This is a genomic window from Acinetobacter sp. ANC 4636 (assembly GCF_054454555.1).
The window spans coordinates 129,268-145,625 of the sequence record NZ_JBTKVD010000005.1; the positions used below are offsets into that span (position 1 = coordinate 129,268).

Below are 16,358 nucleotides of genomic sequence, written 5' to 3' on the forward strand. Positions count from 1 at the left end.
AACTTTGACAGAAGCCTATTAAACCACCAAATCTGCCAGATTGCCTTTTTGCTCCAGCCAGTGCTTACGGTCAGCCGAGCGCTTTTTGGCAAGCAACTTGTCCAGCAAACTTGCCGTGAACTGCACATCATCCAGATCTAACTGCACCAAGCGGCGAGTGTTGGGATCCATCGTGGTTTCACGAAGCTGACTCGCATTCATTTCACCCAAGCCTTTAAAGCGGGTGATTTGCGGATTTTTAGTTTTAATCTTGGCTAAAATACTTTCTAACTCATCATCATCCAGTGCATAAAACACATCTTTGCCCGCATCGACACGGAACAACGGTGGCATAGCGACAAATAAATGCCCCTCTTCTACCAACGCAGGAAAGTGCTTCACAAATAAGGCACACAACAAAGTCGCAATGTGCAAACCGTCTGAGTCAGCATCGGCAAGAATACAGATTTTGCCATAGCGCAGTTCCGATAAGTCATCACTGCCAGGGTCAACCCCGATGGCAATCGCGATATCATGCACTTCTTGCGAAGCCAAAACTTCATCGGAAGAGACTTCCCATGTATTCAGGATTTTTCCGCGAATCGGCATAATCGCCTGAAAATTCTTGTCACGGGCTTGCTTGGCACTACCACCTGCTGAGTCCCCTTCAACAATAAACAATTCACTTTCTTCACGGGTTTGCCCAACGCAGTCTGCCAGTTTCCCAGGCAATGCTGGCCCTGCTACGATACGTTTACGCTCTACTTTTTTGGCGGCTTTTAGACGTCGACCGGCTTTGGCAATTGCCATTTCCGCGAGTTGGGTTGCGGTTTCAGCATTCTGGTTAAACCACAAGGCAAAGGCATCTTTGGCAATATTCTGCACAATGCCCGAAGCTTCACGGCTCGACAGGCGCTCTTTGGTTTGTCCTGAAAATTGTGGTTCCTGGAGCTTGAGTGACAAAATATAGTTCACTCCGTCCCAGACATCTTCTGCCGAGAGTTTCATGTTACGTGGCAACAAATTGCGCAGTTCACAAAACTCACGTAGCGCATCGGTCACACCTGCACGTAAACCATTGACATGCGTACCGCCTTGCGCAGTCGGAATCAGGTTGACATAGCTTTCCTGAATCTGCTCGCCACCTTCGACATTCCAGCACACAGCAAACTCACAACTGGCACGTTCAGCATCACCACGCGATACAAAAGCAGGCTGCGGCAAAATCTCGCGATCTTGCAGTTCATCCATCAAATAGTCGACCAGACCATTTTCAAACTGCCATTCGATTTTTTCGTTATTAATCTTGTCGATATAGCAAATTTTTAAGCCTGCCGCTAAAACAGCTTTGGCTTTCAGGTTATGTTTTAAGGCTTTTAAAGCAAATTTTGGATTGTCAAAATATTTACTGTCTGGCCAGAAGCGTACCAGTGTCCCTGTCGCACGTTTCGGTGCTTTGCCTTCAAGCACTTCCAGTGGCGTAACAGGCTCACCATGCTCAAATGCCATTTGGTATAAGTTACCCTGACGCTGTACCTCAACCTCAACACGATTCGACAGTGCATTGACCACAGAAATGCCGACCCCGTGCAATCCCCCCGAAAACTGATAGTTGTCGGTACTGAATTTGCCACCGGCATGCAGTTTGGTCAAAATAATTTCAATACCGCTTTGTCCATATTCAGGGTGAATATCGACAGGCATCCCGCGCCCGTTGTCCTGAACGGATAAAGAGCCATCCTCATAGACCGTGACACTAATCTGGTTGGCATGCCCTGCCAAAGCCTCATCCACCGCATTGTCGATTACTTCTTGCGCAAGATGGTTTGGACGTGTGGTATCGGTATACATTCCCGGACGGCGACGTACAGGATCTAGACCAGATAAAACTTCAAGGGATTGAGCCGTATATTGTGACACGTGATTATTTTTCCTTTGTAATCGATAAGGCTAAAAAGGTCAGTAGCATGGGAATTTTATCAGCAAAATTTTCCATGGCATGGTTTCCCCCCATTTCAGTCATGATCATGCTGGGGATTTGCGCCTGATTATAATAGCGTTGTGCTTCCCGATAATCCAAGACTTCATCACCTTGTTGCAATAACACCAACAATTTGCTGGCATCTTGAACAATAGGCACATCCATCGCTGCCAATTGCTGCAACTGAGACCGATCCAGTGTCCAGTCTGGTGTCACCTGTAGCGGAATCTGTCCCTGTCCAAACAGCCGCATAAACAAGGCGTAAGGATGTACCGCAGGATTGATCAACACTGCAGGACAAGCATATTGCAATGCCAGATGAGTTGCGTAAAACCCGCCCAAACTGCTCCCCACCAGCACGACATTTTCAAGTGCCTGAATATAACCTGCAACCTGTGCCAGCGCTTCCAGTGGCGGCATGTTCAGATCAGGCAAGTGTACACTATAGCTTGGACAATGGGCTTGGCAGTATCGTTTCAACTGCTGCCCTTTGACCGAATAAGCATTGCTGCGAAAACCATGTAAATAAATAATATTCATACGAATCAGCCATCAATTTTGTATTAAATCTACGTCATTCACTGCATGACTCCCTCGTGATGATTTAAACTGGTCTTGTAGGACAAAAGCAGGTTCAATCTAGGTAAAAATTGCATATGTTAAGCAAAGCAAAACCATAAATTATTGCCGTAGTATCAGACAATACTTGGTTAGCACAGTTATAGAGAGATCAAAGACTATGCCAAGTTTAACGCCACTACACGAAACTTATTGTCGTTGGGACGATACTCCACCAAGTCAAGCCGACTTGCTGGAGGGTTTTGCGCAATTTCTGACTACACCGAAACAAAACCTGTATGGTTTAATGCATAACATTCAGACAGAACTGTTGTCGAGTGTTTTAGGTTTAAGTGAAGAACATGTTCAACGCTTACAACGGATGCGTCTGATCAATCGGTTTAACCATACTGTTTACGAAGTCATGAGACAGTCTGGTAGTCACGTTATTGCACCTAGTCTACGAAAAATTCTGCAATATAATCCACAGCTTCGACAAAAATCACTCAGCCCGATTGCGCAGGAAGCTCTGAGTATACTCAATGGGATTGCAGGGGATTATTTCTTGCTCCAGCAAAATCCGCTGGCACTGCCCATGGTGCTCTATGATCATTATGGCGCGATACAACGAGGCGATGTTGGTGGGCGTGTCGTGATTTTTGTGCATGGTTTATGTATGAGCCACCGCTACTGGTCAAACCATCGTTATGAAGGCATTGGTGAGCGCTTACTGGCACAGCGTGATTACAATACCATGCTGTATCTCAACTACAATACAGGACGGCGCATTTCGGCGAATGGTCGAAGCCTGTCCAATTTGCTTGAAGATTTAATCGAACGTAACCCACGCATTCATTCCATTGATCTCATTGGGCATAGCATGGGGGGCTTGGTCTGCCGTAGCGCACTATTTTATGGTAAACAAGAACAAAAACACTGGTTTCATCGCACCCAAAATCTGGTGTGTATTGGCTCACCGCATCATGGCGCAGCATTGGAACGCTTTGGCTTTCGTTTACAGGAAAGTCTGGGGCGTTTTCCTTTGGTCAAAATTGCCCGTCATGTGGTCAATCTGCGGAGCAATGGCATTTTAGATTTGCGCTATGGCAGCGTGCGGGATGATGACTGGGAACACATGTCTGCACGTATCGGCTCCATGAATGATAGCCGAAAACCAGCACCACTCCCCTCACATATCAATACCTTTTTCATTGCAGGTACAATGGAATTTAAAAAAATAAAAACCAAAACCATGGCTGTGATTGGCGACTATCTGGTCAGTGTCAAAAGCGCGCTGGGCGAACACCCGAATCCGCGCTTTAACCTGAATCTACCCGACTCGCACAAAGCTGTATTTTATGGTTTAAACCATTTTAATATTCCGTATCATCCGAGTGTCGCCGAGCAGATTACCCGCTGGTTATATCCAAACCCTGAATTACCAGAACAAAACTTCTTGCATCGTCATGTGGTGGATTTGGGAATCTATGAACTTGATACCTTACTTGAAATGCAAAGTGAAGATTAAACGGAACGCAAGTGACTTGACGCATTTTTCTTCTGTGCCAGTGCAATCCCACACAAAATCATGATACCGCCCAATGTATGATACATCGTCCATTGTTCATGCAACCAGATCAACGCGATAATCGCAGTAAATACAGGCATCAGATTCATAAAAATACTGGTACGATTTGGCCCTAAATGCTGCACGGCCAGCATCCATAAAATTGGGGCACAGAGTGATGGAAAAATCCCTGCATACAGAACGCTCAACGCATTTTGACTGTTTAAGCCATCCAATCCCAAATAAACAATAAACGGCAGATGAAACAGCAAAGCAAAGGCAATCTGGATATACACACTGACCATGAGTGGCAGATTCAAACGCCATTTCTTTAAAAATACGCCATAAAATGCATAGAAAAATACGGCAACCACCATCAGCGCATCACCAAAATGATGCCCCGTAGTCAGCAAGGCTGCAAAATTGCCTTGTCCAATCACATATAACAACCCAAAAAATGACAAGGCACTGCCAATCAAGGCAAAGCGGTTGGGCATATCCCGAAGCAGTAGCATTGAGACAAAAATGGTGAACACGGGAATAAAGGCATTAATAATGCCCATATTGGTCGCCGAGGTGTAATGCGATGCGGTATAGGCAATCCCCTGATACAGCACCATGCCAAATGCCCCCAAAACCGCCAGTTGACCAATATGCTGACGGATCTGTTGGCGTGCCTGCCACACCCGATGCAGCATAAACGGTGTGAGCAATACAAAAGCAATCAGCCAGCGATAAAAACTGATACTGACAGGTGAAATGAAGTCAGAAACATAACGGGTCACGACAATATTCAATGACCAGATCAGCACGGCCAATAAAGGCAAAGCCAATGCCCACCACGGTGTTTTCTGATGCTGTTGCATAGCATTCTCTTGATCATGAATTAAAGGAATATTCTGACCATCGGCGGATTGAATTGAAATCCTGAAAATCCGACATCAATATAGTAAAGACGACACCTGAACCTAAAACAAATCCCAAACCCGCATGGCATGTTCAATCACTTTGTGCAGCTGTTCCTGTGTTGCACCATCACGCGCTTGTAAGGTTAAACCCTGAATCACCGTGGTATAAAAATCAGTCATTTCTTCAATCGGTGTGGTTGGTGCCAAATCGCCATCAACAATCCCCTGCTGCAAACGCTGCAACAGTTTTTGTTTCTCTTTTAAGCGTTTTTCCAGAACTTTTTGCTGGACATCATGCGTCTGTTCGGAACAATTGACCGCGGCAACAATCAGCATACAGCCCGCAGGTTTATTGGGCTGGAGTAAGCGCTGAATATGGTTATACAGATAAATTTCAAATGCGACCTTTGCTGTTTTCGCCTGCTCAAAAATCGGAATGATCGGACAGGCTTCATGCTCCAGATAATAGTCAATACAGCGATAAAACAATGACGCTTTATCCCCAAAACAGCTATACAAACTTGGTGCGGTAATTTGTAAAGCATGGGTTAAATCATTGATGGATGTTGCTTCATAACCATGTTCCCAAAACAACAGCATGGCTTTTTCCAGCGCCTGCTGTTCATCAAAACATTTTGGACGCCCACGTTTCTTTTTCATTGGCATATCTGCCTGTTGTACCGCCAAATCTGCTGTGTGTTCTGTCATACAGGGAACAACCATTTTTATAGCAATCGCTAATAAATTAATTGACGATTGGATTTTCTTCAACTATTTTATTTTATAGTGATCACTACATAATTAATTTTTACTTTGAAAACAGGATGCCTTTATGCCCACTTCCGTGGTCTCGGAACATCAATCTCCTTCAACTCAAGGCAGTTGGCTTGCCATTTTGACAGTTGCAATTGCTGCCTTTGTACTGGTCACCAGTGAATTTTTACCTGTAGGCGTACTCAATAATGTCGCCAGTGATTTACAGATTTCAACGGGTACAGCAGGTTTGGTCATTACCTTGCCTGGCGTCATGGCAGCGCTGGCAGCACCGCTATTGCCTGTCTGGTTTAAACAGCTTGATCGACGTTATGTGCTCATTGTATTGACTGCGATTATGGTAATTGCCAACAGCATTACCGCATTTGCCAGTAATTTTCATATTTTGCTGCTCAGCCGTCTGGTTTTAGGTATTGCCATTGGCGGATTCTGGGCAACGGCGATTGCCTTGAGTGGCAAACTTGCACCTGCCCAACTCCCGATTGCCAAAGCCACGGCGGTGGTCATGACAGGCGTGACTTTTGCAACGGTGCTAGGCGTACCGATTGGCACATGGCTGAGTAGTTTATATGGCTGGCGCAGTGCGTTTGCCATCAATGCGGGAATTGGTTTTTTGGTGTTGATTTTACAGATGCTGTGCTTACCTAAACTTTTACCTGAATCTGCGATTCGTTTTGCTGACTTGCCTGCGCTGCTACGTGTCAGTAAGGCGCGCCGCGGGATTGTGATTATTCTATTAATTGGTCTGGCACACTTTTGTGCTTATAGCTATCTGGCGCCATTTTTTAAACACATTGCAGGTTTTAACAGCGCGACGATTGGCAGCCTGTTATTGCTATACGGCATTGCAGGGATTTTTGGCAATGCTTTTGCAGGCTATAGTGGCAATCTCAATATTCGCTATACCCTTGCCTTTGTCGGTTTGTGTTTTGCCATCGTATTTTTTAGCTTTCCTGTATTTGCCGTACATCTGTCTGGCGCATTGGTCTTGACTGCGCTATGGGGCTTTGCCTTTGGTGCATTTCCGACGACAGCCAACATCTGGATGTTCTTGCATGCAGGTGATGCGGTAGAAAAAGGCATGCCGTTATTTGTCGGGATGTTTCAGGTCATGATTGCCGTGGGTTCATTATTTGGCGGAATGGTGGTTGACCACTATAATGAAACTACGCTGATTTACAGTGTCCTGAGTTTCATCGTCTTGGCACTGATTGCCTTATTTACCCTGACTCGAGGGTTGAATAATCCTAAAATGACTTGCGAATCCTAAAATATTGCCATGAACAATGCATCAAATCTCATTCAACTCAATGACATGGTTGAAATTCATGAGTTTTTCTTCCAAGCCAATGACCAGATTTCGATGCATTGCTGTTTATGGGGTGACTTTAACTTTAGCCTTGATGGTATTTTGCAACTCCAGATTGGCGATGCGCTGTATTTAGCTCCGCCAAATTATGGTTTGTGGCTTCCACCTCAAACCGAACATGACTCTATTGCCATCGACAAGCAGGTTACGCATTTTATTTGTATCCGCATTCATCCCTATTTAGCCAACAAGCTTAGCCCAGACACTCAAACGTTGGTCACCCGACCTTTCTTTCATGCATTGGTGAAAGAAGCCTTACGCATTCGGCATAGCCATCCACAGCAATATCAGCATTTACTGCAAGTTATTTATGACCAGATCTGCATGGCCGACTGTTATGATCATTACTTGCCACAAACCAGTCATCCTGTATTGCAACCCATTCTGGCGCAGCTCAATGATGTCTCAAATTTTCAGTACTCCATTCAGCAGATTCTTGCTGAATTTCGTATCAGTGAACGACATCTCTTACGCCTGAGTCAGCAAGAACTTAAACTGCCCATTTCCGAATGGCGTAACCGTGCCAAAATTGTTCATGCCATTTCTTTACTGAAACAGGGGCTTGCGATTAAACAAATTGCCTACCTGCTGGGGTTTCGGCATAGCTCCAGTTTTATTACATTCTTTAAGCGCTATTTAGGTAAAACACCTGCGGAAATGCGCCTTGAACATTAGTCACGCAAATCTACTTGTCTTTCATAAAAAATCATTTTAAAACATAACTCTACTTTTTAAGGATATGATGATGAGCCAGTCAATTTTGGATATTCCTGTAAATACCATTACAGGCGAAGAAACTACGCTTGCAACTTACCAAGGCAAGGTACTTTTAGTAGTCAATGTTGCCTCAAAATGCGGCTTAACCCCACAATATGAAGGTCTGGAAAAACTGTATCAGGCGAAAAAAGCTGAAGGTTTAGAGATTTTAGGTTTCCCTGCCAACAACTTCTTGGCACAAGAGCCAGGCAGTAACGAAGAAATTCAAAAATTCTGTTCTCTAAACTATCATGTGGATTTTCCACTGTTTGCCAAAATTTCAGTTGCAGGTGAAGACAAACATCCTTTGTATCAGGCCCTGATTTCGGCACAGCCTGAACGTATTGGCGAAGGTCCTTGGTGGAAAGATTTGGTCGACTACGGCCTAACACCGAACCCAAAACCTGAAATTTTATGGAACTTTGAAAAATTCCTGATTGGCAAAAATGGTGACGTTGTAGCACGTTTCGCGCCAGATATTACTGCGGATGACCCGCGTATTGTTAGTGCGATTGAAGCTGAACTTGCCAAATAAAAGATTCAGATCGAGTAAATCCATGATGGGTTTACTCGATGTTTTATTGATTTATGTTTTCACAAATACTAAGTAATTTATCTAAGTTTACATTTCACAGGCAAGTTTTCATGGTCTGTTCATGGTTTTAAAATTGTTCCAACAAAATCTTCATTCGCACCTACCATAAACCTGTTTAAATAAAATTATCGAAACAACAGCAATAACAAGTGGAGAATTTTATGAAACGTCTAGCCCAAGGAATTGTTTTATCTTTAGCTGCAACTTTAGCTGCAGGGTCAGTATTTGCTCAACCAAATGACCCGCACTATGTCAAACAAACCGTTACAACAACTGAGTGGCGCGTCGGTCATGCTGTACCGCCAGAGCATTTCAGACGTGCACATGCTGTAGATTATCGTCACTATAAAAGATTACATCACCCTGCACGCCATCAACAATGGTATCAAGTCAACCCGCATAAATACGTTTTGGTAAACACTGACAACCATCGTGTGATTAAAGTCGTTCATCGTTAATTTCAGACATAAAAAAGAGGGCATCTGCCCTCTTTTTTATTGCTTCTGATTTATAAAGCTAAATCAATCACAATGCGTCCATCAATCTTGCCATGTTCCATGCGCTCAAAAATATCATTAATATTTTCAAGCGGTTCAACACTAATATGTGCTTTGACTTTGCCACGCGCGGCAATATCTAGCGCTTCTTTTAAATCCAAACGCGTTCCCACAATCGAACCGCGCACAGTAATTCCCTCCAGTACCATATCAAAAATAGACAAATCAAATTTACCTGGTGGCAGACCGTTCAAGACCATTGTGCCGCCACGACGTACAATCGAAACTGCCTGTTCAAAGGCTTTCGGAGAAACTGCCGTTACCAACACACCATGACAACCCTCCCCTGAAGCTTTTAGAACCTCCTCTTTGACATTCACTTTCAGGGCATTAATTCCCACATCTGCACCCAGCTCTTTTGCCAATTCAAGTTTTGAATCATCTACATCAATCGCAATCACATTGAAGCCCATGGTTTTGGCATATTGAATCGCAACATGACCCAAGCCACCAATCCCTGAAATGGCAACCCAATCTCCTGTTTTGGCTTCAGTCATTTTCAAGCCTTTGTACACTGTCACACCTGCACACAAGATTGGCGCGATTTCAAACGGATCGACACCTTCAGGAATCACGCCAACATAATCACCATCGGCAAGGCAATATTCTGCAAAACTGCCATTTACCGAATAACCTGAATTTTGCTGTTTCTTACACAAGGTTTCCCAACCTGCATAACAATGATCACAATGCCCACAAGCCGAATACAACCACGGAATTCCTACTTTATCGCCCACTTTCAAATGAGTAATACCTTCACCGACTTCTACAATCTCTCCCACACCTTCATGCCCAGGAATAAACGGAACTGTTGGTTTGATTGGCCAGTCACCATGCATAGCATGCAGATCAGTATGGCAAACACCCGTCGCAATGACTTTGACCAAGACTTTACCTGCACTCACTTTCGGAATCGGAACCTCTTGAATTTCTAGGGGTTGATTAAATGCTGTCACTACAGCGGCCTTCATTGTACTTCCCATGTTATTCTCCTTATTATTTCTATTGGTGAAAATGACTATTATGATAGGTGCTAAATTTAAGAATCATTCTCATCCATAAAATAAAATGACATAGGTAGGTGCTTGGTAGGTTTTATGTAATTCAAAATTATGTTTTGAGAATTAATTTAACCAGCGAAAGCCCTTTTGAAATAGCCAGTTAGAAGATTAACTCCAAAATAGTGACGTTGATCTCCTCATTTTTCGACATGTAAATCATATGCAACTTATTCTTTTTATTGGGATTCAGGCGGCTGGGAAATCTACATTTTATCAACAATATTTTTATCGCACGCATTTGCGTATCAATCTGGACATGCTTAAAACCCGTCATCGGGAAAATATCATTTTTGAAGCTTGTCTTGCCTCAAAAACCAAATGTGTGGTTGATAACACCAACGTCAGCATCGAAGATCGTGCCCGTTATATTCAACGCGCACAGCAGGCAGGATTTCAGATTTTAGCTTATTATTTTGAAACGGCATTGAGTCATGCCTTGGAACGTAATGCCGAGCGCCAAGGCAAAGCCAGAATACCCGATCAAGGCGTGCATGCTACACATCGACGTTTACAAATCCCGCAGCTTAGTGAAGGATTTGATGAAATTTATAAGATAAAAATCAGTACACAAGGGCAATTTTCCATTCAATTGATTGCTGATCAATCGCAAGTTTAATCGGACTTTTGTGCTTCGCGCCATTGTTTAAATGCTGCAAAGATCGCTGCCTTTTCTGTAGTTGTCGCTTCATGCTGTTGCATAAAAGAAAAATCACCACGAAAAACTGCTGCAACAACCTGCTTAGCCAACTCAACAATACTGTCTCGCCCCTGTCGTTGATACGCTTCGATCTGCTGTGCAGTTAAATGCAAATCCCAGTTATAAGTGACTGCACTATTATCCACGCTCACACTCAAATACAGTTGTTGTTGGTCTTGGTACAATTCCCAAAAATGCGGTTCTATTTCAATGAGTTTCATAAAGTTCTACCTGACAGCGCTCATTTCTTTTATAACATAAAAAAGAGCAAATACAGGCACGACCTTGGCATAGCATCGGATGATTCAAAAGTAGTATAAAACATGACCAACAGAGTATTAGCATGGGATTTACCGAACGAGATACACATGGCACTACCATGAAACTGCCCATACTTTTTCGCTCATGCAGAGCAACGTACTGTTCTGTTGAAATGGCAAAAGCCTTACGTGATTCGCCCAAGAGATTTAGTCATTTGAAGGTTTATTTTATTCTAAATTTCAGGGCTTAAGACTGAGCTATATTTTTTAAAATTATCAATAAATTAAATATCTATGCTTAAATTTTCATAAAAAAAGCCACTCTTTCGAGTGGCTTTTTTTATCTCAAACCGTCTCTTATTGAGCGCGGTTTTTGATTTTACGGATAGTTTCAAGCTGAGCCGCAGTTTCTGCAAGAGCAGCCAATGCAGCAGCAGAGTCCAAATCACTTTTTTGGTTGGCAAGCAATTGTTCAGCTTTTTTACGTGCTTCCATAATTGCAGCTTCATCCAAGTTATCAGCACGGATTGCAGTATCTGCAAGAACCGTAATGACATGTGGTTGAACTTCTAACACACCACCTGATACATAGACAATTTCTTCTGTACCATTTTCCAACTGAACACGAATCGGTCCTGGTTGAAGCAAAGTTACAAGCGGAGCATGACCAGGCATAATACCCAATTCACCGCCTGCACCTTTCGCGATAAGCATAGTCACAGCGCCAGAGTAAATAGACTCTTTAACACTTACGACATCACATTGCATAGTCGCCATGAGATGATCTCCTTAAATTAGAGTTTCTCGGCTTTCGCAATCACTTCGTCAATACCACCAACCATATAGAACGCTTGTTCTGGAATGTGGTCGTATTCACCAGCTAGAAGACCTTTAAAGCCACGAATTGTTTCTTTAAGTGGTACAAGTTTACCAGGAGCACCAGTAAACACTTCAGCTACGTGGAATGGTTGAGAGAAGAAACGTTGGATTTTACGCGCACGGTAAACAACCAATTTATCTTCTTCAGCCAATTCGTCCATACCCAAGATCGCGATGATGTCTTTAAGCTCTTTATAACGTTGCAATACGTTCTGTACAGAACGTGCAATTTCATAGTGCTCTTGACCAACAACTAATGGGTCTAACTGACGTGAAGTTGAGTCAAGTGGATCGATCGCTGGATAGATACCAGAAGATGCGATGTCACGGCTCAATACTACTGTTGCATCTAAGTGAGCAAATGTAGTTGCAGGCGATGGGTCAGTTAAGTCATCGGCAGGTACGTATACCGCTTGGATCGAAGTGATCGAACCAGACTTAGTAGACGTAATACGCTCTTGAAGAACACCCATTTCTTCTGCAAGTGTAGGTTGGTAACCTACCGCAGATGGCATACGACCTAGAAGTGCAGACACTTCGGTACCTGCCAATGTGTAACGGTAAATGTTGTCAACGAACAACAATACGTCACGGCCTTTACCGTTTTCGTCTTTCTCGTCACGGAAGTATTCAGCCATAGTTAAACCAGTTAACGCTACGCGTAAACGGTTACCAGGTGGCTCGTTCATCTGACCGTAGACCATTGCTACTTTGTCAAGAACGTTAGAATCTTTCATTTCGTGATAGAAGTCGTTACCTTCACGAGTACGCTCACCAACACCAGCAAACACAGACAAACCTGAGTGAGCTTTCGCGATGTTGTTGATCAATTCCATCATGTTTACGGTTTTACCAACACCCGCACCACCGAACAGACCAACTTTACCACCTTTAGCAAACGGGCAAAGTAAGTCGATGACTTTAATACCAGTTTCTAAAAGGTCAGTAGAAGCCGCTTGTTCAGCATAAGAAGGTGCTTGACGGTGAATTGGCAAACGCGCTTCAGTCGCTACAGGACCAGCTTCGTCGATCGGGCGACCAAGTACGTCCATGATACGACCCAAACATGCTGTACCAACAGGTACAGAAATTGGTGCACCAGAGTTAGTTACGTTAAGGCCACGTTTAAGACCTTCGGTAGAACCCATTGCGATGGTACGAACTACGCCATCACCAAGTTGTTGCTGAACTTCCAAAGTAGTTTCAGTACCGTCAACTTGGAGAGCGTCATAGATCTTAGGAACGCTATTACGTTCAAACTCGACGTCGATAACCGCGCCGATGATCTGAATGATACGACCGCTACTCATTGCTGTCTCCTCAATTCAAACTAATAATGTTAAACGGCAGCGGCACCACCAACGATTTCAGAAATTTCCTGAGTAATCGCGGCTTGACGCAGCTTGTTATAAATAAGTTGTAGGCTCTTGATAAGGTCACCCGCGTTGTCGGTTGCAGCTTTCATTGCGACCATACGTGCAGATTGCTCACAAGCGATGTTCTCAATCACACCTTGATAAACCATAGACTCGATATAGCGAACCAATAAACCATTTAATAGCTCTTCAGCTTCTGGTTCATAGATATAGTCCCAACCGTATTGACGGTTCAGGCTCTCATCCGTATCAGCCGCAGCTAAAGGAACAAGTTGTTCAACTTTTTGATTTTGAGTCATGGCATTGACAAAGCCATTGGATACAAGATAAATACGATCTAATTCGCCTTTATCAAACGCATCTAACATCACCTGTACAGAACCAGATAACTGTTCAAGACTTGGCGCATCACCTACGTTCGTAGTAGCACCAAGCACTTTACCGCCGTAGTTTTTAAAAAACGAAACCGCTTTTTGACCAATTAAAGCAAATTGAACTTCAATTGACTGCTCTTGTTGTTGTTGTACGTGTTTAACAACTTTTTTGAACAAGTTAATGTTCAAACCACCTGCCAAACCACGATCTGAAGACACAATGATATAGCCAACGCGTTTTACTGGACGTTCAACCATATAACGGTGTTTATATTCAGGATTCGCTTGTACCAAATGAGCAATTACACGGTGCATATTTTCGGCATACGGACGGCCTTGAGCCATGCGCTCTTGCGCACGACGCATCTTAGAAGCTGCTACCATTTGCATCGCGCGAGTAATCTTTTGCGTGCTCTTGATACTAGCTACTTTGGCGCGAATTTCTTTTAAATTTGCCATACGCTTAACCTAGTATTCGAAAGCTCTTTCGAGCTTCCGAAGGTTGATCCGTGAACCAAACCTGACTAAGACTTAACTTAGTAAGTTTGAGTCGCTTTAAAGCTTTCAATACCTGCTTTGATTGCAGCTTCGATGTCTTTGTTATAATCACCAGTTTCATCGATTTTTTGCATTAACGCAGCATGTTCTGAACGGAAGTAAGCAATAAGCGCAGCATCAAATGCAACGATTTTCTTCACTTCAACGTCAGCCATATAGCCTTCGTTAGATGCATAAATTGAAACAGCTTGGTCAGCAATTGAGTAAGGAGCATATTGTTTTTGCTTCATTAACTCAGTTACACGTTGACCATGTTCAAGTTGCTTACGAGTTGCTTCGTCAAGATCAGAAGCGAACTGAGCAAATGCTGCCAATTCACGGTATTGCGCCAAAGCAGTACGGATACCACCAGACAATTTTTTGATGATTTTAGTTTGAGCAGAACCACCAACACGCGATACAGAAATACCCGCGTTCACCGCAGGACGAATACCCGCGTTGAATAATGAAGTTTCTAAGAAGATCTGACCATCTGTAATAGAAATTACGTTCGTTGGTACGAATGCAGATACGTCACCGGCTTGAGTTTCAATAATCGGCAATGCAGTTAATGAACCAGTTTGGCCTTTAACTTCACCTTTAGTGAATTGCTCAACGTAGTCAGCAGATACACGAGAAGCACGTTCAAGAAGACGTGAGTGTAAATAGAATACGTCACCAGGATATGCTTCACGACCTGGTGGGCGGCGTAAAAGCAATGAAATTTGACGATACGCAACAGCTTGTTTAGACAAGTCATCATAAATGATTAACGCATCTTCACCGCGGTCACGGAAATATTCGCCCATTGTACAGCCAGAATATGGAGCCAAATACAACATTGCTGCTGGATCGGCTGCCGCAGCTGCGACAACAGTCGTATACGCCATAGCACCAGTTTCTTCAAGCTTGCGCACAACGTTAGCGATAGTCGATTGCTTTTGACCAATAGCTACGTATACACATTTAATGCCAGAATGTTTCTGAGCGATGATCGCATCGATCGCCATTGCTGTTTTACCAGTTTGACGGTCACCAATGATCAACTCACGTTGACCACGACCTACAGGGATCATTGTATCTACTGATTTATAACCAGTTTGTACAGGTTGATCCACTGATTGACGCCAAATTACACCTGGTGCTACTTTTTCAACAGCATCAGTTAATTTTGCATCAATTGGGCCTTTACCATCAATTGGGTTACCCAAAGCATCTACGACACGACCTAAAAGTTCTGGGCCAACCGGAACTTCTAATACACGGCCTGTACAACGAGCTTTTTGACCTTCTTGAAGGCCTAAGTAGTTACCTAAAACAACGACGCCCACTGAATCCTGTTCTAGGTTCAGTGCCATACCAAATAAGCCGCCGTCGAATTCGATCATTTCACCGTACATTGCATCAGCAAGGCCGTGAATACGCACAATACCGTCGGATACCATAACAATGGTACCTTCGTTTTTAGCGGTCGCGCTGGTGTCCAGATCGCCGATACGCTGTTTAATGAGCGCACTGATCTCGGATGGATTCAGTTGTTGCATTGCGCTATACCTCAATCTTTAATTAGTTCAGTCTTCTATGCAATTAAGCAAGAAGACGTGTCCGCATTTTTTCAAGCTTGTTAAGCGCAGAATCATCTATCACTTGGTCGCCTGCACGAATAACCACACCTGCAATTAATGCAGGATTGACTTCTACAGTTACATCTACTGCTGCTTCAAAGCGTTTTTCTAACGCATGAGCTAGTAATTGTTCTTGTACAGAAGTCAACGGGAATGCTGATTCAATCACAACATCCACAGTATTGTTATTCTGTGATTTGAGTTGTTCGTATTCTGCAGCAATTTCAGGAAGCAAAGCCAAACGACTGTTTTCAGCCAGCAATGTCAAAAAGTTTGACACTGCCACAGTTTGGTCTTCGCCTAAAATTTTTGCAAAAAGACTAACCTGCTCAGCAGGTGTAAGCTCAGGGCGATTTAAGTAAGCTGAAAATGCTTCATCTTGCACCGCAGCACTGAGCAAATTTAGTGCATTTGACCAATTGTCAGTTGCACTTTGCTCAGAAGCGTAAGCAAATGCTGCTTTAGCGTATGGGCGTGCTAACGTCAAGAATTCAGCCATAATCTG

Annotated in this window: 17 protein-coding genes; 6 read left to right on the plus strand and 11 right to left on the minus strand. The window is 43.5% G+C overall.

Annotated elements, in window-relative coordinates; translation table 11 throughout:
• Positions 1–18: 18 nt before the first annotated feature.
• Positions 19–1,899, minus strand: a complete 1,881-nt coding sequence (gene parE, locus ACX1N5_RS07275) for a DNA topoisomerase IV subunit B (RefSeq protein ID WP_131381765.1) — start codon at positions 1,897–1,899, stop codon at positions 19–21.
• A 4-nt stretch (positions 1,900–1,903) separates the two neighbouring features.
• Positions 1,904–2,500 carry a YqiA/YcfP family alpha/beta fold hydrolase gene (locus ACX1N5_RS07280; RefSeq protein ID WP_458801167.1) on the minus strand — a complete coding sequence of 199 codons (597 nt, stop codon included), beginning with the start codon at positions 2,498–2,500 and terminating at the stop codon, positions 1,904–1,906.
• A 199-nt stretch (positions 2,501–2,699) separates the two neighbouring features.
• On the opposite strand from ACX1N5_RS07280, the gene ACX1N5_RS07285 reads away from it, so the two are divergent.
• Entirely contained in the window at positions 2,700–4,046 is a 1,347-nt protein-coding gene (locus tag ACX1N5_RS07285) for an alpha/beta fold hydrolase (protein ID WP_458801165.1), read from the plus strand.
• Here ACX1N5_RS07285 and ACX1N5_RS07290 read toward each other — a convergent pair.
• Complete coding sequence (locus ACX1N5_RS07290) at positions 4,043–4,951, minus strand: DMT family transporter (protein ID WP_458801163.1); 909 nt, start codon at positions 4,949–4,951, stop codon at positions 4,043–4,045. The genes ACX1N5_RS07285 and ACX1N5_RS07290 overlap by 4 nt on opposite strands.
• A 102-nt stretch (positions 4,952–5,053) precedes the next feature.
• A complete protein-coding gene (locus ACX1N5_RS07295; protein ID WP_458801161.1) occupies positions 5,054–5,701 on the minus strand; it encodes a TetR/AcrR family transcriptional regulator in 648 nt (215 codons plus the stop codon).
• A gap of 124 nt (positions 5,702–5,825) precedes the next feature.
• Here ACX1N5_RS07295 and ACX1N5_RS07300 point away from each other — a divergent pair, with 124 nt between their 5' ends.
• The 4 genes from ACX1N5_RS07300 to ACX1N5_RS07315 all read left to right on the plus strand — a co-directional run bounded on the left by ACX1N5_RS07300 (position 5,826) and on the right by ACX1N5_RS07315 (position 8,945).
• Complete coding sequence (locus tag ACX1N5_RS07300) at positions 5,826–7,037, plus strand: MFS transporter (RefSeq protein WP_458801159.1); 1,212 nt, start codon at positions 5,826–5,828, stop codon at positions 7,035–7,037.
• A 9-nt stretch (positions 7,038–7,046) separates the two neighbouring features.
• A complete protein-coding gene (locus ACX1N5_RS07305; protein ID WP_458801158.1) occupies positions 7,047–7,811 on the plus strand; it encodes an AraC family transcriptional regulator in 765 nt (254 codons plus the stop codon).
• Between the two features lie 70 nt (positions 7,812–7,881).
• A complete protein-coding gene (locus tag ACX1N5_RS07310) occupies positions 7,882–8,427 on the plus strand; it encodes a glutathione peroxidase (RefSeq protein ID WP_004750036.1) in 546 nt (181 codons plus the stop codon).
• Positions 8,428–8,648: 221 nt separating this feature from the next.
• Positions 8,649–8,945 (plus strand): RcnB family protein, encoded by a 297-nt coding sequence (locus ACX1N5_RS07315; RefSeq protein WP_004750037.1) that lies wholly within the window; start codon positions 8,649–8,651, stop codon positions 8,943–8,945.
• A gap of 50 nt (positions 8,946–8,995) precedes the next feature.
• On the opposite strand, the gene adhP is transcribed toward ACX1N5_RS07315, so the two are convergent.
• Positions 8,996–10,027, minus strand: coding sequence for an alcohol dehydrogenase AdhP (gene adhP / locus ACX1N5_RS07320; RefSeq protein WP_458801155.1), 1,032 nt, complete (start codon positions 10,025–10,027; stop codon positions 8,996–8,998).
• 238 nt (positions 10,028–10,265) lie between these two features.
• Between adhP and ACX1N5_RS07325 the strand changes: the two genes are divergently transcribed.
• Positions 10,266–10,721, plus strand: coding sequence for an AAA family ATPase (locus tag ACX1N5_RS07325; RefSeq protein ID WP_458801153.1), 456 nt, complete (start codon positions 10,266–10,268; stop codon positions 10,719–10,721).
• Here the strand turns inward: ACX1N5_RS07325 and ACX1N5_RS07330 are convergent.
• The 6 genes from ACX1N5_RS07330 to ACX1N5_RS07355 all read right to left on the minus strand — a co-directional run bounded on the left by ACX1N5_RS07330 (position 10,718) and on the right by ACX1N5_RS07355 (position 16,352).
• Positions 10,718–11,023, minus strand: a complete 306-nt coding sequence (locus ACX1N5_RS07330; RefSeq protein ID WP_131381772.1) for a hypothetical protein — start codon at positions 11,021–11,023, stop codon at positions 10,718–10,720. The two genes, ACX1N5_RS07325 and ACX1N5_RS07330, sit on opposite strands and share 4 nt — an antisense overlap.
• A gap of 396 nt (positions 11,024–11,419) precedes the next feature.
• Positions 11,420–11,839: a F0F1 ATP synthase subunit epsilon gene (locus ACX1N5_RS07335; protein WP_458801151.1), complete on the minus strand. Its 420-nt coding sequence runs from the start codon at positions 11,837–11,839 to the stop codon at positions 11,420–11,422.
• A gap of 17 nt (positions 11,840–11,856) precedes the next feature.
• A complete protein-coding gene (gene atpD / locus ACX1N5_RS07340) occupies positions 11,857–13,251 on the minus strand; it encodes a F0F1 ATP synthase subunit beta (protein ID WP_004750043.1) in 1,395 nt (464 codons plus the stop codon).
• 29 nt (positions 13,252–13,280) lie between these two features.
• A complete protein-coding gene (gene atpG, locus ACX1N5_RS07345) occupies positions 13,281–14,150 on the minus strand; it encodes a F0F1 ATP synthase subunit gamma (RefSeq protein WP_004750045.1) in 870 nt (289 codons plus the stop codon).
• Positions 14,151–14,227: 77 nt separating this feature from the next.
• Positions 14,228–15,772, minus strand: a complete 1,545-nt coding sequence (gene atpA / locus ACX1N5_RS07350; protein ID WP_004750046.1) for a F0F1 ATP synthase subunit alpha — start codon at positions 15,770–15,772, stop codon at positions 14,228–14,230.
• A gap of 43 nt (positions 15,773–15,815) precedes the next feature.
• The gene (locus ACX1N5_RS07355) at positions 15,816–16,352 is read right to left on the minus strand and encodes a F0F1 ATP synthase subunit delta (protein WP_004750048.1); all 537 of its coding nucleotides are present in this window, start codon (positions 16,350–16,352) and stop codon (positions 15,816–15,818) included.
• Between the last annotated feature and the right edge of the window lie 6 nt (positions 16,353–16,358).

Coding starts and splice junctions, on each gene's coding strand:
- adhP (WP_458801155.1), bottom strand. CDS start 10,027: ATGGGAAGTACAATGAAGGCCGCTGTAGTGACAGCATTTAATCAACCC.
- ACX1N5_RS07285 (WP_458801165.1), top strand. CDS start 2,700: ATGCCAAGTTTAACGCCACTACACGAAACTTATTGTCGTTGGGACGAT.
- atpD (WP_004750043.1), bottom strand. CDS start 13,251: ATGAGTAGCGGTCGTATCATTCAGATCATCGGCGCGGTTATCGACGTC.
- ACX1N5_RS07335 (WP_458801151.1), bottom strand. CDS start 11,839: ATGGCGACTATGCAATGTGATGTCGTAAGTGTTAAAGAGTCTATTTAC.
- ACX1N5_RS07305 (WP_458801158.1), top strand. CDS start 7,047: ATGAACAATGCATCAAATCTCATTCAACTCAATGACATGGTTGAAATT.
- atpA (WP_004750046.1), bottom strand. CDS start 15,772: ATGCAACAACTGAATCCATCCGAGATCAGTGCGCTCATTAAACAGCGT.
- ACX1N5_RS07325 (WP_458801153.1), top strand. CDS start 10,266: ATGCAACTTATTCTTTTTATTGGGATTCAGGCGGCTGGGAAATCTACA.
- ACX1N5_RS07355 (WP_004750048.1), bottom strand. CDS start 16,352: ATGGCTGAATTCTTGACGTTAGCACGCCCATACGCTAAAGCAGCATTT.
- atpG (WP_004750045.1), bottom strand. CDS start 14,150: ATGGCAAATTTAAAAGAAATTCGCGCCAAAGTAGCTAGTATCAAGAGC.
- ACX1N5_RS07290 (WP_458801163.1), bottom strand. CDS start 4,951: ATGCAACAGCATCAGAAAACACCGTGGTGGGCATTGGCTTTGCCTTTA.
- ACX1N5_RS07295 (WP_458801161.1), bottom strand. CDS start 5,701: ATGACAGAACACACAGCAGATTTGGCGGTACAACAGGCAGATATGCCA.
- ACX1N5_RS07330 (WP_131381772.1), bottom strand. CDS start 11,023: ATGAAACTCATTGAAATAGAACCGCATTTTTGGGAATTGTACCAAGAC.
- ACX1N5_RS07310 (WP_004750036.1), top strand. CDS start 7,882: ATGAGCCAGTCAATTTTGGATATTCCTGTAAATACCATTACAGGCGAA.
- ACX1N5_RS07300 (WP_458801159.1), top strand. CDS start 5,826: ATGCCCACTTCCGTGGTCTCGGAACATCAATCTCCTTCAACTCAAGGC.
- ACX1N5_RS07280 (WP_458801167.1), bottom strand. CDS start 2,500: ATGAATATTATTTATTTACATGGTTTTCGCAGCAATGCTTATTCGGTC.
- ACX1N5_RS07315 (WP_004750037.1), top strand. CDS start 8,649: ATGAAACGTCTAGCCCAAGGAATTGTTTTATCTTTAGCTGCAACTTTA.